We start from the raw sequence: 14973 nt of genomic DNA on the forward strand, positions 1-14973 counted from the left end.
GTGCTGCAGGACCTGATCGCCAACGGAAAGCTGATGCGCACGATCTCGCTGCCGCGCGGCCGCCAGCGCCTGCATGCCATGCCGACCAGCACGGGCTATGAACTGCGCGAGGACGAGACCTACGACTGGGACGGCAGGAAGCGCGGCCAGACCCCGTTCACGGTCCTCCAGCATACGATCAGCGGCACCGGCCAATTGCGCTACGAGAGCCGCAACTATCGCCTGCAGGCGAACGACACGCTGCTGGTTCTGGTACCGCACAATCATCGCTACTGGTTGGCCAAGGGCGACCGCTGGGAATATTTCTGGATCTCGATGAACGGCGAGGAGGCGCTGCGCATCCACAAGTCCATCCTCAGCGTCTCGGGCCCGGTGTTCCGGCTGCAGACGGCGACCATCGATCACCTTGCCGATTGCAGCCTGCGCCTCATCAGGGGTGCCGCTTCGCCCGGCGCTGCCTCCGCGATCGCCTATGAGGCGGCGATGGCGCTTTATGACGACGTCTTCGGCTCGCACGCCTTCGCAGAGAAGCAGAGCGCCATGCAGCCTGTCATCGACCACATCAACGCCAATCTCGACAAGCCGCTGCCGGTGGCGGAGCTGGTCGAAATCAGCGGCCTCAGCCGCGCCCATTTCTCGCGCTGCTTCGCCGAGAGCGAAGGACTGCCGCCGGCTGAATTCGTCCTGCAGCAGCGACTGCAGCGGGCGGCGAAACTCCTGACCAAGGCGGATTTCCTGCCGGTCAAGGAAGTCGCGGTGCTGTGCGGCTTCGAGGACGCGAACTACTTCTCCAAGGTCTTTCGCCGCTGTTACGGCATCAATCCGACGCAGTTCCGCACCACCGGCATGTATGCCAGCCTGGGCAACCACCGCTGAAGCATATCAGCGCTTGGCCTCAAGCGTTGTCGAGGCGGTGCTCACCGGGTCGGCCGCCGCGGCAAACGCTGCGTCGATCTGCTCGGGCGTGCGCTGCCCGGACCGTTTCCAGGCAACATATTGCACGATGCCGAAACCCGGCCGCGTCGGCACCGTCTTCACCACCGGCATGCGGAACCCGCCGCGGAATTTCTCCCAGCGCGCGCCGAGCACCGCGACCATCTCCTCGACGGTCGGCGGCGTCGCCACATCGGCATAGGTGATGGTGGCTTTCCCGGCGAGCGCCGCCTGGCGCGACAGCGGCACCGGGATCGAAGCCAGGTAATCGGACGGCACGTCGATCAGGCCGCCGAAGGCCCACTGCTGGCGCAATTCGTCGGCGCTCATCGGCGCGACGTTGACGTCGATGTCGTGGGGCGTGCCCGGCACGCGGTAAGGGCAGGAGAAACGGCCGCAATTGGCCTGCGCCGAGAATTGCCACAGCGCGTAGCCCTGCCAGTTGCCCATCGGGAAATGCACGTCGATGTCGGGCTTGTAGCGCGCGTACCACAGCGGCAGCCGTGACAGGAGCCGATACTGGTAGCGATTTTCGGCGATGTACTGGGCGGTCTTGCCGTTGACATAGAGCACCGGGAAGCGGCCGAGGCGGCGATGCACCTGGCGCACGAATTCCTCGGCGTCCTCCAGCGACATCCATTGCGTGGCATCGATGCCTTCGATGTCGAGGGCCATCAGCTCATCCGGCGCCGGCTCGGCGAAATCGATGAAATTGTTGGCCTGCTCGACCGGGTTGCCGGGGCGGGCGAGGTGATAGGCGCCCCATTTCAAGCCGAGCGCCTTGGCCACCACCTTGCGCGTCTGGAACAATTCGCGCGTCACCGCATAGCGTTTCCATTGCGCCTTGCAGAGTTTGACATCGGCCTCGGCGCCGAAGCAGAAATAGGGCGGCGGCAGCCCGTCGGACGCCTTGTTGATGAAGCCGGCGATGCGCTTGTCGGTGACGAGTTGCTGCCAGTCGATCGAATTGTATTCGTAGGCGTCGATCACCAGCGGGCGGTCGGCATTCTTCCACGGCTCGGAGAAATCCGAGGCCTGTGCCACCGTGCCCAGCGCAACCGCCGCCGCGAGAAGCGCCAGGCGGCGAAGAGGGCGCGCCGGCTTTTTCAATCAGGGTGTCCCCACTGACCAGGGATCGATCCTGAACCGCTATGGTTAAGGAAGTGCTTCGATCGCCTGTGTCGTCGGCGGGCCGAAAAGATCGAGGTCGAAGAGATCGGCCATCGCCTTGTAGCCGGCATCGGACGGGTGCAGGCCGTCGCCGCAGTCGAATTCCGGACGAATGCGGGAGCTGTCTTTCGGGTCGGCCAGCGCCCGGTCGAAATCGATGACGGCATCGGCGGGACTGGAGGCTCTTATCCAATCGTTGACGGAGCGGCGCACCCGTTCTTTCTCGGGCGAGTGGAACGTGCGCAGGGCCTCGCCCGCGAACGCGCCGGCACAGGGCGTGAGCGTGCCCTGGATGACTTTGATGCGGCGCATGTGGGCGCGCGCGATCAGTTGCCGGTAGCTGCCGACCAGATCCTCCAGCGAGACGGCCTCGGCCGGCCCTGCCAGCATCGTTCCCGGCCAGCCGATGTCGTTGATGCCTTCCAGTAGCACCATCTGGCCGACATTGGGCAGGCCGAGCACATCGCGGTCGAAACGAGCGAGCGCGCTCGCGCCGCGTGCCCGGCTCGCGGTCACCCGGTTGCCGCCGATGCCATGGTTGAGAACGCCGAGACGGCCAAGCAATCCGGCCGCCGAAAGCCGCTCGGCCAGGCGATCCGGCCATCTGGCGTTCGCATCCACCGTCGATCCGAAGCCGTCGGTTATGGAATCGCCGAAGCAGACGATCGAGCGGCTGTCGGCCTCGCATTCGACAAGAACGGCCGTCAGGAAATAGCGGCTGGTGGAGGTCTGCTGCAAGGGCATGCGCTCGGCGTGAACGAACTCGCCGTAATCGGAAATATAGGCGGTCTGCTGGGCCTCGTAGTGATAGGTCTGGATCGGCGCGAAACCGCTGAAATACAGGCTGACGGCGACGTCACAGAGGTCGCCGGCCGCGAGCTCGACCGGGTCGCTCAAAAGCGGCGCGCCGGGCAAGATCCTGGCTGCGCGCGAGCCGCCGAAGGTCAACCGGCGCAAACTCCCGCCCTCGATGCTGCCGCCGTCGGCGGCCCTGGCGATGGATGCCGCGCCGATGTCGATCGGGTCGCTGCCATGCTCGTTCGAAAGCCGCACACAAAAGCGCGTGCCACCCTTGCTGATGCGCACAACCTGCCTGACCGTCTGGTTGTGGAAGCCGTAAAGAACGGCATCGCCCGGCCAGACATTCATCGGGCTGGCGGCCCACGTTCCCATCCAATGTCCGGTCATCCCGTCGCCTCCTCGTGGATCGAGCAGCGGCAACGCTAGCAACGCGCGGTTGGCTTCACCACCAGAAATCCGATGCCTGCCTGGTACTTTCTTGCTCTCGCGGCTTGCCTCTGCATCCAGCGCAGGACCGCCGCCATCACGGTCGCGCTCGAAGCACAAGAAAGTATCGGTCATGCGTCAGGGGCGTGGTGGCATCGCCATTTTCGCTTGGTTAGCTTTTCCGTCGTAGCAGCCGGCAGTGGAGGAGCCTTTGCCGGCCAGCGAGCGGTTTCGCGGGCTGGTGCGTGTCGCACCCGCGACCGGTCAATTGCCTTTGGGAAGGGAGGATAACCATGTCGAACATCATGAATTTCAGACTGAGCCGCCGAGCTTTGCTTGCAAGCGCCGCGGCGGGCGCCGCCGCTGGCGTAATGGCCCGAAGCGGTTCCGCCGGCGCGCAGGAGCTCTCGAAAGTGGTGGCCTGGGAAACGCCCTATCTCGGCTTTTTCTTTTTCGTCGTCCTGCAGGAGGCGTTGAAGCGCAAGGCCGAAAGCCTGGGACTGCAATTCGTCGGCAAGGATGCCAACGGCGATTCCAACGCGCAGGTGAACGACTGGAACAGCCTGCTGCTGCAGAAGCCGCGCTACCTCATCTCGGACGCGCTCGATTCCGAACTGCTCATCCCGCTTACGAAGAAGGCCAAGTCGCTTGGCGTTCCGGTCGGCATGGTCGACACGCCGCTCACCGGCGGCACCGTCGCCGCTTCGGTCACCTTCGACAATCGTCAGTCGGGCGTCATGGCGGCCGAAAAGACGGCCGAACTGCTGACCAAGAAATATGGTTCGCCCAAGGGCAGCGTGCTGAACAATTACGGCTCGCTGACGGCGGTCGCCCTGCGCAACCGCAAGGAGGGTTTCGAGGAGACCTTGCAGTCCAAATACAAGGACATCGAGATCATCTCGCGGCCGCAGAACAACCAGCATGAAGAGGCTTTGGCCGTCGTCTCCGCCACACTGCGCGAGCGCCCCGACCTCGACGCCATCCACATGCCCACCGACATCTTCGTCGTCGATGCCCGCAAGGCCATGGAGACGCAGAAGCGGCTCTTCCCGGTCGGTCATGAGAAGCACATCATCCTGACCAGCATCGACGCCTCGCCCAACGCGCTCGAATGGGTCAAGGCCGGCGAGATCGATGCCGACATCGCCCAGGATCCGATCGCCTATGTCGAGATCGTCGTGGATCTGCTGGAGCAGTACACGCTCAAGGGTCAGCGGGTGCCGACCGGCCCGTATGAGAACAAGAAGTACTTCTGGGAGAAGGGAACGATCGCCGACAGCCCGTCCGGGCCGCTCCTGACCATACCACCCTACTTCCTGACCAAGGAGAACGCCGACGATCCGCGCCACTGGGCCAACGTCGTCACCAAGGTCTGGAAGATGGAACAGAACGCCGGTTGAGAACCGGCGGGCGAGGGCGCGCGGTATCGGCCGCGCCCTCCTTGACCTGGAATGGGGAGGCGGCCGATGACGCAGTCAGATCGCGAGCCGGCAGACGGCGCACGCCGGACACGCGAAGGGCCGTTTGCCGCGGCGACGCCGTCTGGCCGGCCCGTGCTGGTCGTCGACAATGTCTTCAAGGCATACGGGCCGGTTTCGGCGCTCGACGGCGTGTCGCTGTCTGTACGCAAGGGCGCGATCCACGGCCTGCTCGGCAAGAACGGCGCCGGCAAATCGACGCTGTCCAATGTCGTCGCCGGCTTCGTGCGCGCCGACGCGGGCAATATCCTGCTCGACGGCGAGGATGTGTCGTCGCTGTCCCTCACCGCGCGCAACAAGCGTGGGTTGTATCTGCTGTCGCAGCACTCCGAAATTTTCGAGGACCTGTCGATCGGCGAGAACCTGCTTTTGCCGAACCTACCGCGGCGCCGCGGCCTGGTCGACTGGGGCAAACTGCACCGGCAGGCCGCCCTTCTCCTGGAAAGTCACGCCATGCACGTCCCCTCGCGGCGGCGCGCGGGGGATCTCAATGCCAGCGACCGCAGGCGGCTCGCCATCATCAAGGCCGTGGCCGGCGATGCCAGGCTGATCATCCTCGACGAACCGACGGCGGGGCTTGCGGCGCGCGAGCGCCAGCATCTCATGGAATGGGTCGAGGCGCTGACCGCCCAAGGCACGTCCTTCGTCTATATCTCGCATCACAATGACGAGGTCCGCCAGCTTTGCAGCGAATACACCGTGCTGCGCGACGGCAAGGTCGCAGCAGGCGGCGTCGCAGGATCGCTGTCCGCCGACGGCATGGCGCGGCTGATCACCGGAAGCGATGTGAAGGAATTCCGGCGCGACAGGTCGGCGGCACCAAAGCCCCCGGTCGTCAAGATAGACGATCTGTGCTTCCCCGGCGGCGGCCCGGTCGATCTCACCATCGGTCGCGGCGAAATCGTCGGGCTTGTCGGGCTGCTTGGCGAGGGCCCGCAAGAGCTGCTGCGCACGCTCGGCGGGCTCCTCCCGGTCATGTCCGGCCGCGTTCTGGTCGACGGCCGCCCGGTCCGGCTCGGTTCGCCGGCCCACAGCCTTGCCGCCGGCATCGCCTATCTGACGCATGACCGTATCGGCGAAGGGCATGTCGCTTCGATGTCCATCGCGGAAAACCTCAGCCTCGGCAACTGGCCTCGCCAGGCCGGATGGGCGATCAGCCGCTCCGGCATGCTCGGCCGCGTGCGCCGGGCGCGCGCGGCAATGGACGTCGTGATGGACGGGCCGGATCAGGAAATCCGCAAGCTCAGTGGCGGCAACCAACAGAAAATCCTGCTTGGCCGCCTGCTGGAGCGAAACCCGGCGATCCTGCTGCTCGACGAACCGACGATCGGCGTCGACGTGGCGGCGAAGGAACACATCCATCGCCTCATCGATGACGCCACCAAACGCGGCGTCGCGGTCCTGCTGATCGCGCAGGATCCCGACGAAATGCAGCGGCTGGTCGACCGCGTGGTCGTCTTTTCCAAGGGCCGCATCGAACGCTCGCTTTCGGCCGAGGGCCTGACGGTCGGCGCCATCGCCGACGCCAGGTCCCTGAGGGAAAAACCGTGACAGGACGCAGGACGACATGAACCGCAGGAAATTCCTTCTCGACAATGTGGTGTGGATACTGATCATCGTCTTCAGCCTCCTTGCCGGCGTCCTCAATCCGTTCTTCCTGTCGGAAGGCAACCTGCAGAACGTGCTGGTGCAGGCCACCACGCTGGGCGTGCTGGTGCTGGCCGTGTCCTTCACGCTGCTGATCGGCGAAATCGATCTGTCGGTCGTCGGCAATCTCGTCTTTTCCGGCATGATCGGCGCCTATGCCATGCAGGAATACGGCGCGCACTGGACCGTCGCCGTCGCGGTGACCGTGCTGACGGGCACGTTTATTGGCGCCGTCAACGGCTATTTCGTCTCCTACATGCGGATGAACTCGCTCATCGCCTCGCTGGCCATGGGCCTGTTCCTGCAGGGCGCGGTGCTCGGCGCCACGCAGGCCCGCACGCTGGTCATAGCCGATGAAGGATACGCCTATATCGGCAGCGCGACGATCGGCACATGGCCGATCATGCCGGTCGCGCTGTTCGTTATCTATCTGGCGGCGCATATCGTGCTTGCCTATTCGGCCTGGGGCCGCAATCTCTACGCCACCGGCGGCAACCGGCGGGCCGCGCATGCGGCCGGCATCAACGTGCGGCGCGCTCGGCTCGGCGCTTTCGCCGCGTCAGGCTTCCTTGCCGGTCTCGCCGGCTTCCTCTACGCGTCCTATCTCGGCGGCGTGAGCGTCACCGTGGGCAGCACGACCCTGCTCTACGCGGTCGCGGCTCCTGTCATCGGCGGCGTATCCCTGCTTGGCGGGCGCGGACGGGTGCTCGGTATGCTCGGCGGCACGCTCCTCATCACGGTCATCCAGACCGGGCTCCAGCTGATCAACGTGTCCGCCTATTACATTCAGATGATCGGCGGCGCGATGATCCTGCTGGCGATTGCTGTCGACGCTTTCCGGGTGCGTGGCGAGGAGCAGGGATCGGTCTGAGTGCGGGTGTTTCTCGGTGCGCGCCGCACACCGCATCCGTCGCTGTTTATGTTCGTGAGCCGTTCTCCACCTGCTCCGAAACGTCAAAAAAGTATCGGTCGGGTGGACAAGCCGTGGTGGCAGGCGCTTCAATTGCCGCCTAAGCTTTCAATCGCGGCGGCCAGTGGGAATACACGGGTTGCCCAACGAAGCGCAGCAACCGGTCACAAGACCGGACCCGCGCGGGGAGGAAATGAAGATGAATCCGGACCTGGAAGTCGTCCAGATCAGACAGGGAGAGTCGTTCAAGGCCTGGGCCCACGGCTATCCTTTCCGCACCGTGCGCTGGCACTTCCATCCCGAATACGAGCTGCATCTGGTCGTCGCCACCACCGGCCGCTATTTCGTCGGGGACTTCATCGGCGAGTTCGAGCCGGGCAATCTGGTGCTCACCGGGCCCAATTTGCCGCACAACTGGGTCAGCGACGTGCCGCCGGGCGAGACCGTGCCGCTGCGCGGCCGCGTCGTGCAGTTCTCGGAAAAATTCATCGCCGAGGCTTCCGCCGCGCTGCCCGAACTTGCCGCCTGCGCCGGCATCCTCGAAACCAGCCGCCGCGGCGCGCTGTTCTCGGCGGCGACGGCTGATCTCTGTGCGCCCTTGCTGGCCGAACTGGTCGAGGCGCAAGGCGTGCGCCGCCTGTCGCTGTTCATGGCCGTGCTCGACATCTTGAACCGCGCCGGGGATGTCCGCACGCTGGCCAGCGCCGGCTATCTCCCTGATCCCTCCGGCTTCATGTCGGCCGGCATCAATCAGGCGCTCGCTTACATCAATTGCCACCTGACCGAGCCTTTCAGCGAAGGGACGCTCGCCGAGATCGCCGGGCGCAGCCCGAGCGCCTTCTCGCGCAGCTTCCGCCGGCACACCGGAATGGCACTGGTGCAGTATGTCAACCGCCTGCGCATCAACCTCGCCTGCCAGCTGCTGATGAGCGAGGCGCAGATGTCGATCACCGAAATCTGCTACGCCGCCGGCTACAACAACATCTCGAATTTCAACCGCCAGTTCCTGGCGCAGAAGGGCATGTCGCCTTCGCGCTTCAGGGCCTTGCTGGCTGAGAACATCAACGCGGAGATTGCCGCCTAACAGGGAGGAAGCGGGAGGAGCCTTAAGCATTCCGGTCAGAAGGATCTTTCGTCCGGAATCGCATCAACAAAGAAACAATCAGGGAAGGAAAGACGCGGGGTGCAGGGCACCCTGTGCTGGGGTTCGTTTGCCCGAAATCCAGCACGTCAGGAGGAGGTCTGCGTGGTTAATTGGGATCGATCGATCCTGGGCCGCTGAGAACATTCCTCCCAACAGTTCGATATGCAGTCAAGGCCTAGCGCGTGGTCCACCGCGCAGGTCCTCGTGAAACCATTTCTCGAAACGGAGACATTCGAATGACCAGACATGCTTGGAAATCGCCGTTTGCCTTTAAATCGACGATCGCGGCCGTTTTCGCGGTCTCGCTGCTCGGCAGCACCGCTGCCTTCGCCGACACGGTAACCGATGCTACGGTTGCCTTCCTGATGCCCGACCAGGCGTCGACCCGCTACGAGCAGCACGACTATCCCGGCTTCGTCGCCGAGATGAAGAAGCTCTGCCCGGGCTGCAAGGTGATCTATCAGAACGCCGATGCCGACGCGGCGCGCCAGCAGCAGCAGTTCAATTCTGTGATCTCGCAGGGCGCCAAGGCCATCGTGCTCGACCCGGTCGATTCGACCGCCGCCGCCTCGCTGGTCAAGCTCGCGCAGAGCCAGGGCGTCAAGGTGATCGCCTATGACCGGCCCATCCCGACGGCGCCCGCCGATTTCTACGTGTCCTTCAACAATGAAGGCATCGGCAAGGCCATCGCCGATTCGCTGGTCGAGCACCTCAAGGCTCTGAAGGTCGACGCGGCCGGCGGCGGCCTGCTGCAGATCAACGGCTCGCCGACTGACGCGGCCGCCGGCCTGATCAAGAAGGGCATCCACGAAGGCCTCGACAACAGCGGCTATCCGATCCTGGCAGAGTTCGACACGCCGGAATGGGCGCCGCCGAAGGCCCAGCAATGGGCGAGCGGCCAGATCACGCGCTTCGGCGCCAAGATCCTCGGCGTCGTCGCCGCCAATGACGGCACCGGCGGCGGCGCGATCGCGGCCTTCAAGGCGGCCGGCGTCGATCCGGTTCCGCCGGTGACCGGCAACGACGCGACGATCGCGGCCTTGCAGCTGATCATCGCCGGCGACCAGTACAACACCATCTCCAAGCCGAGCGAGATCGTCGCCGCGGCTGCGGCCAACGTTGCCGTCAAGCTGTTGTCGGGCGAGACGCCGAAGGCCGAGATGACGCTTTACGACACGCCCTCGCAGCTCTTCACGCCGGCGGTGGTGACGCAGGAGAACCTCAAGGCCGAGATCATCGACAAGAAGATCAACACGGCCGCCGAGCTATGCGTCGACCGCTATGCCGAGGGTTGCAAGAAGCTCGGCATCACCAACTGATCATAGGACATCCGGCCGCCCGTCGGCGGCCGGATGTCCAGGGAACGACTGTCACGAAAGGCGGCGCATGAGTGAGAGTTTCGAAAGATCGGCTTCCGTCGGCGAGCTGGTGCTCAGCCTGCGTGGCATATCGAAGAATTTCGGCGCCGTCTCGGCGCTGACCGATATTGATTTCGACGTCCATGCCGGCGAGGTCGTCGCGCTGGTCGGCGACAACGGCGCCGGAAAGTCGACGCTGGTCAAGATCCTCGCGGGCGTGCACCAGCCGAGCTCGGGAACGATCAATTTCCGCGGCAGGGCGGTGACGCTGCCCGACCCGCGCGCGGCGCTGACGCTCGGCATCGCCACGGTGTTCCAGGACCTCGCGCTCTGCGAGAACCTCGACGTCGTCGCCAACATTTTCCTTGGCAACGAGCTCAGCCCGCTGCGGCTGGACGAGGTGGCGATGGAGATGCGCGCCTGGACGCTGCTCAACGAATTGTCGGCGCGCATCCCGAGCGTGCGCGAGGCGGTCGCCTCGCTGTCCGGCGGCCAGCGCCAGACCGTCGCCATCGCGCGCTCTTTGCTGCTCGAACCGAAACTCATCCTGCTCGACGAGCCGACCGCCGCACTTGGCGTCGCCCAGACGGCTGAAGTGCTCAACCTCATCGACCGCGTCCGCGCGCGCGGCCTCGGCGTCGTGATGATCAGCCACAACATGGAGGATGTCCGCGCCGTCGCCGACCGCATCGTGGTGCTGCGGCTGGGGCGCAACAACGGTGTCTTCGAGCCCGACGCCTCGAACCAGGATCTGGTGAGCGCCATCACCGGCGCGTCCAACAACGCGGTGTCGCGCCGGGTCGAGCGCCTGCGCACGGAGCGCGATCGCAGCGGCAGCGCACAGGCGGGGGAGCAGCGCCCATGACGGCAGAGAAAAGCACCTCCGCCCCAATGGCGCTCGACCGCGCCGATGCGCGGGTGAAGCATGAAGCCGGCTTCGGCGGCGCGCTCCGCGCCTTCCTGGATCGCGTGCGCAGCGGCGATCTCGGCTCCCTGCCGGTCATCGTCGGGCTTGTGGTCATCTGGACTGTCTTCACCAGCCTCAACCCCGTCTTCGTCTCCAGCAGCAATCTGGTCAATCTCCTGTTCGACTGCTCGACGGTAGGCGTCATCGCGCTCGGCATCGTCTGCGTGCTGATGGTCGGCGAGATCGACCTCTCCGTCGGCTCGATCAGCGGCTTCGCTTCGGCGATGGTCGGCACGCTCTGGGTGAACCAGGGCTGGCCCGTCGCGCTCGCCATCCTGGCGGCGCTCGCCTTTGGCGCCCTGATCGGCTCGCTCTATGCCCTTTTGTTCAACCGTCTGGGCATGCCGAGCTTCGTCTCGACGCTGGCCGGTCTGCTCGCGGTGCTTGGCATGCAGCTCTACATCCTCGGCTCCACCGGCTCGATCAACCTGCCATACGGCTCCGCTTTGGTGGATTTCGGCCAGCTGATGGTGATGCCGAAATGGGTATCGTACACGCTGGCCGCGATCCCGGGCCTGGCGCTGCTGATCAGCGGGCTTCGCACCTTCGCGCGACGCCGCGCGGCCAACCTGTCTGCACCGTCCGTGACCGGGCTCATTGTGCGAGTCGTCGTCATAACCGTCGGCCTCGAGCTGATCGTCGCTTATCTCAACCAGTCGCGCGGCATCCCGTGGATGTTTGGCCTCTTCGTCGGCCTCGTCGTTGCGATGAACTATGCGCTGACCCGGACCAAGTGGGGGCGTTCGATGACCGCCGTCGGCGGCAACCGCGAGGCGGCACGGCGCGCCGGCATCAAGGTCCGCGCCATCTATCTCAGCGCCTTCGCGCTGTGCTCGCTCTTCGCCGCGCTGGGCGGCGTGCTGGCCGCCGCCAGGCTCGCCTCCGCCAGCCAGCAGGCCGGCACCGGCGACGTCAACCTGAACGCGATCGCGGCCGCGGTCATCGGCGGCACCAGCCTGTTCGGTGGCCGTGGCAGCGCCTATTCCGCGCTGCTCGGCATCATCGTCATCCAGTCGATCGCCAGCGGCCTGACGCTGCTCGATCTGTCCTCGTCGCTTCGCTACATGATCACCGGTGCCGTTCTGGCCATCGCCGTGATCGTCGACTCCCTCGCGCGCCGCTCCCGTGCCTCTCACGGCCGCGCCTGAACAGTTCAAACGAGAAGGGTACACATGGCTCACAATCTTTCGGGAAAAGTCGCCGCGGTCACCGGCGCGGCATCGGGCATCGGCCTCGAATGCGCCAGGGCGATGCTTGCCGCCGGCGCCCGCGTCGTGCTGGTCGACCGGGCGGAGGACAGGCTGAAGGAAGTCGTCGGCGAGCTCGGGGCCGGCGCGATTCCGCTGGTGGTCGACCTCACCAGCCCCGCCAGCGTGGCGACCATGCTGCCCGGTATCCTCGAAAAGACCGGCCAGCTCGACATTTTCCACGCCAATGCCGGCTCCTATGTCGGCGGCGAGATACTCAACGGCGATCCGGATGCCTGGGACCGCATGCTGAACCTCAACATCAACTCGGTGTTCCGCTCGGTGCACGCGGTGCTGCCGCATATGGTCGGGCGCAAAACCGGCGACATCATCGTCACCAGTTCGATCGCGGGTCTTGTGCCTGTCGTCTGGGAGCCGGTCTACACGGCCTCCAAGCACGCCATCCAGGCCTTCGTCCACACGCTGCGCCGGCAGGTCGCCAAGCACGGCCTGCGCGTCGGCGCAGTCGCGCCGGGACCGGTCGTGACGGCGCTGATCAGCGACTGGCCGAAGCAGAAGCTCGAGGACGAGCTGGCGGCCGGCGGGCTGATGCAGCCGACAGAGGTCGCGGAAGCCGTATTGTTTATGCTGACGCGGCCGAGGAACATCACCATTCGGGATTTGGTGATCCTGCCGCAAAGCAACGATCTGTAGGCAGTAGGAATTAGGCAGTAGGGAATAGGGAAAGAGGCCATTGCCCTCCGGCAGTCCAACACTGACCATCTCCTGCTGCCTGCTGCCTGCTGCCTGCTGCCTGCTGCCTACTGCCTACTGCCTACTGCCTACTGCCCTACCTTCGAGGTTCCCATGCCTTCCCATTTCCTCGGCATCGATGTCGGCACCGGCAGCGCGCGCGCCGGCGTCTTTGACGAGCGCGGCGAACTCCTTGCTTCCGCCAAGCGCGACATTGCTCTCTTCATCGAGCCCGGCGAGATCGCCGAGCAATCCAGCCGCGACATCTGGCAGACGGTGTGCGCCAGTGTGCGCGAGGCGGTCGGGAAGGCGGGCGTCGATCCCCGGGAAATCTGCGGCATCGGTTTCGACGCGACCTGTTCCCTGGTGGTGGTCGGCAACGATGGCGAGCCCTTGCCGGTCGGCCGTTCGGGAGACAGCGATCGAAACATCATCGTCTGGATGGACCATCGCGCCCTCGACCAGACCAGGCGCATCAACGCCCTCAGGCATCCGGTCCTCGACTATGTCGGCGGCGTCATTTCGCCCGAGATGGAGACGCCGAAGCTTGTGTGGCTGAAGGAGAACCTGCCCGATACCTTTGCGAAAGCGCGGCATTTCTTCGACCTCGCCGATTACCTGACCTGGCGCGCCACGGGCAGCCTTGCCCGTTCGGTCTGCACTCTGGCCTGCAAATGGACCTATCTCGGCCATGAGCGGCGCTGGGACGACAGCTATTTCCATGCCGTCGGGCTCGGCGAGCTTGCCGACGAGGGCTTTGCCCGCATCGGCACCGAAGTGGTCGATCCCGGCACGGCGCTTGGCGCCGGGCTGACGGAGAAGGCTGCGGCCGAACTGGGACTGGTTGCGGGCACAATCGTGGCCGCCGGGCTGATCGATGCCCATGCCGGCGGCGTCGGCACGGTGGGCGCTGCCGGCGATGCCGGTACCATTGCCTCACGCATGGCCTATGTGCTCGGCACCTCGGCCTGCACCATGGCAAGCAGTGAAGGTCCGGCCTTCGTGCCGGGCGTATGGGGACCCTATTATTCCGCCATGGTGCCGGGATTCTGGCTGAGCGAGGGCGGTCAGTCGGCGGCCGGGGCGGCGATCGATCTGCTGGTGCGTTTCCATCCGGCCGCAGCGGAGGCTTCCGAGCGCGCCGCGGCCGAAGGCAAATCGCTGGTCGATTGGCTGGCCGCGGCCGCCACGGCGGCTTCGCCCGACCTGTCGGCTGCCGCCACGCTCGCGGGAAGCATCCATGTCGTACCCGAATTCCTCGGCAATCGTTCGCCCTTGGCGGACCCGGATGCGCGCGGCCTGATCGCCGGGCTCGGCACCGACCGTTCCGTGGAAAGTCTCGTCGGCCTTTATGTCGCCGGGCTTTGCGGCCTCGGCTATGGCGTGCGTCAGATCGTGGCGGCGATGGCCTCATCCGGTCTTGCCGTCGACACCATCGTCATCAGCGGTGGCGCCGGGCAGTCGCCGCTGGTGCGCCAGTTGCTTGCCGACGCTGCCGGCCTGCCGGTCGCCGCCCCGCAATCGCCCGAGCCGGTGCTGCTGGGTGCCGCGATGCTCGGAGCGGTGGCATCCGGCCGGTATGCGGACCTTTCGACCGCCATGCCTGCCATGTCCCGGCTTGGTGATGTTTTCAGGCCGGCGGCCGACGCCATGCGGACGTGGCACGATCGCCGCTACGAGGCCTTTCTGGCGCTGCAGGCGGTGCGTCGCAGCATACGCTGAGGGATCGATCAGCGCCTAAACAGCGACGGGACTTCGAACGGATCGGGCGCCGGCTCCTGCGGCAGCGTGCCTTCCGCCTTGCGCTTCTTGTGATGCGCGAGCGAGCATTGCGGCGAGCACAATATGCCGCGATCGGTCCAGTAGGCGGGGCCTTCCTCGATCATGCCGTGATAGCACGAGAACCCGGGCGCCCGGTAAGGCAGGCCGCATTCGATGCAGCAATAGGCGTCGGGTCTGGCAAGCATGGGGTGTTCCGGTTCGCTTTGCTCTGCAATCGCCGATAATACCAGCCGGATGCAGTTCGTCGTAGAAATTTTCAGCGGCAATTGCAGCCTTGAAAATTGGCCATCGCCATCGCGATTTCGTCATTCTATGGCGAAGCAAGGAGCGAAGCGACGCGGCGCAGACCCGAGGATCCATTCCGTGACCTCGCGCGAGGGGTGCAGCGGAGCAGAATTCTGGACCGTGGTAACGCCT

General features: G+C 65.3%; 13 protein-coding genes. 10 read left to right on the forward strand and 3 right to left on the reverse strand.

What is annotated here, in order from left to right:
* Positions 1-33 precede the first annotated feature (33 nt).
* A complete protein-coding gene (locus FJ417_RS30550; protein WP_140786014.1) occupies positions 34-876 on the forward strand; it encodes an AraC family transcriptional regulator in 843 nt (280 codons plus the stop codon).
* Positions 877-882: 6 nt separating this feature from the next.
* On the opposite strand, the gene FJ417_RS30555 is transcribed toward FJ417_RS30550, so the two are convergent.
* Both FJ417_RS30555 and FJ417_RS30560 read right to left on the reverse strand, forming a co-directional pair.
* A complete protein-coding gene (locus FJ417_RS30555) occupies positions 883-2043 on the reverse strand; it encodes a glycoside hydrolase family 25 protein (protein WP_140786003.1) in 1161 nt (386 codons plus the stop codon).
* A 45-nt stretch (positions 2044-2088) separates the two neighbouring features.
* Entirely contained in the window at positions 2089-3291 is a 1203-nt protein-coding gene (locus FJ417_RS30560; protein ID WP_181175352.1) for an SGNH/GDSL hydrolase family protein, read from the reverse strand.
* Between the two features lie 332 nt (positions 3292-3623).
* Between FJ417_RS30560 and FJ417_RS30565 the strand changes: the two genes are divergently transcribed.
* From FJ417_RS30565 to FJ417_RS30605, 9 genes are all read left to right on the forward strand, one after another.
* Entirely contained in the window at positions 3624-4730 is a 1107-nt protein-coding gene (locus FJ417_RS30565) for a sugar ABC transporter substrate-binding protein (protein WP_140705261.1), read from the forward strand.
* 66 nt (positions 4731-4796) lie between these two features.
* Positions 4797-6359, forward strand: coding sequence for a sugar ABC transporter ATP-binding protein (locus FJ417_RS30570; protein WP_181183342.1), 1563 nt, complete (start codon positions 4797-4799; stop codon positions 6357-6359).
* Positions 6360-6375: 16 nt separating this feature from the next.
* Positions 6376-7326 carry an ABC transporter permease gene (locus tag FJ417_RS30575; RefSeq protein WP_140786006.1) on the forward strand — a complete coding sequence of 317 codons (951 nt, stop codon included), beginning with the start codon at positions 6376-6378 and terminating at the stop codon, positions 7324-7326.
* 238 nt (positions 7327-7564) lie between these two features.
* Positions 7565-8449 carry an AraC family transcriptional regulator gene (locus FJ417_RS30580; RefSeq protein WP_140786007.1) on the forward strand — a complete coding sequence of 295 codons (885 nt, stop codon included), beginning with the start codon at positions 7565-7567 and terminating at the stop codon, positions 8447-8449.
* Positions 8450-8745: 296 nt separating this feature from the next.
* Complete coding sequence (locus tag FJ417_RS30585; protein WP_140786008.1) at positions 8746-9828, forward strand: sugar ABC transporter substrate-binding protein; 1083 nt, start codon at positions 8746-8748, stop codon at positions 9826-9828.
* Positions 9829-9895: 67 nt separating this feature from the next.
* Complete coding sequence (locus tag FJ417_RS30590) at positions 9896-10732, forward strand: ATP-binding cassette domain-containing protein (RefSeq protein ID WP_140645023.1); 837 nt, start codon at positions 9896-9898, stop codon at positions 10730-10732.
* Positions 10729-11982, forward strand: coding sequence for a sugar ABC transporter permease (locus FJ417_RS30595; protein ID WP_140786009.1), 1254 nt, complete (start codon positions 10729-10731; stop codon positions 11980-11982). Before FJ417_RS30590 ends, FJ417_RS30595 begins: the two co-directional genes overlap by 4 nt.
* Before the next feature lie 24 nt (positions 11983-12006).
* A complete protein-coding gene (locus tag FJ417_RS30600) occupies positions 12007-12735 on the forward strand; it encodes an SDR family oxidoreductase (protein WP_140786010.1) in 729 nt (242 codons plus the stop codon).
* Between the two features lie 153 nt (positions 12736-12888).
* Positions 12889-14496: an FGGY-family carbohydrate kinase gene (locus FJ417_RS30605; protein ID WP_140786011.1), complete on the forward strand. Its 1608-nt coding sequence runs from the start codon at positions 12889-12891 to the stop codon at positions 14494-14496.
* Positions 14497-14504: 8 nt separating this feature from the next.
* Here FJ417_RS30605 and FJ417_RS30610 read toward each other — a convergent pair whose 3' ends face one another.
* Positions 14505-14741 (reverse strand): hypothetical protein, encoded by a 237-nt coding sequence (locus FJ417_RS30610; RefSeq protein WP_140786012.1) that lies wholly within the window; start codon positions 14739-14741, stop codon positions 14505-14507.
* Positions 14742-14973: the final 232 nt, after the last annotated feature.

This window comes from Mesorhizobium sp. B3-1-7, from assembly GCF_006439385.1.
GTDB lineage: Bacteria > Pseudomonadota > Alphaproteobacteria > Rhizobiales > Rhizobiaceae > Mesorhizobium.

Bases quoted from the DNA above. Each gene is read 5' to 3' on its own strand.
- FJ417_RS30575 (WP_140786006.1), top strand. From the start codon at position 6,376: ATGAACCGCAGGAAATTCCTTCTCGACAATGTGGTGTGGATACTGATC.
- FJ417_RS30610 (WP_140786012.1), bottom strand. From the start codon at position 14,741: ATGCTTGCCAGACCCGACGCCTATTGCTGCATCGAATGCGGCCTGCCT.
- FJ417_RS30605 (WP_140786011.1), top strand. From the start codon at position 12,889: ATGCCTTCCCATTTCCTCGGCATCGATGTCGGCACCGGCAGCGCGCGC.
- FJ417_RS30560 (WP_181175352.1), bottom strand. From the start codon at position 3,291: ATGACCGGACATTGGATGGGAACGTGGGCCGCCAGCCCGATGAATGTC.
- FJ417_RS30565 (WP_140705261.1), top strand. From the start codon at position 3,624: ATGTCGAACATCATGAATTTCAGACTGAGCCGCCGAGCTTTGCTTGCA.
- FJ417_RS30570 (WP_181183342.1), top strand. From the start codon at position 4,797: ATGACGCAGTCAGATCGCGAGCCGGCAGACGGCGCACGCCGGACACGC.
- FJ417_RS30595 (WP_140786009.1), top strand. From the start codon at position 10,729: ATGACGGCAGAGAAAAGCACCTCCGCCCCAATGGCGCTCGACCGCGCC.
- FJ417_RS30580 (WP_140786007.1), top strand. From the start codon at position 7,565: ATGAATCCGGACCTGGAAGTCGTCCAGATCAGACAGGGAGAGTCGTTC.
- FJ417_RS30600 (WP_140786010.1), top strand. From the start codon at position 12,007: ATGGCTCACAATCTTTCGGGAAAAGTCGCCGCGGTCACCGGCGCGGCA.
- FJ417_RS30550 (WP_140786014.1), top strand. From the start codon at position 34: ATGCGCACGATCTCGCTGCCGCGCGGCCGCCAGCGCCTGCATGCCATG.
- FJ417_RS30585 (WP_140786008.1), top strand. From the start codon at position 8,746: ATGACCAGACATGCTTGGAAATCGCCGTTTGCCTTTAAATCGACGATC.
- FJ417_RS30590 (WP_140645023.1), top strand. From the start codon at position 9,896: ATGAGTGAGAGTTTCGAAAGATCGGCTTCCGTCGGCGAGCTGGTGCTC.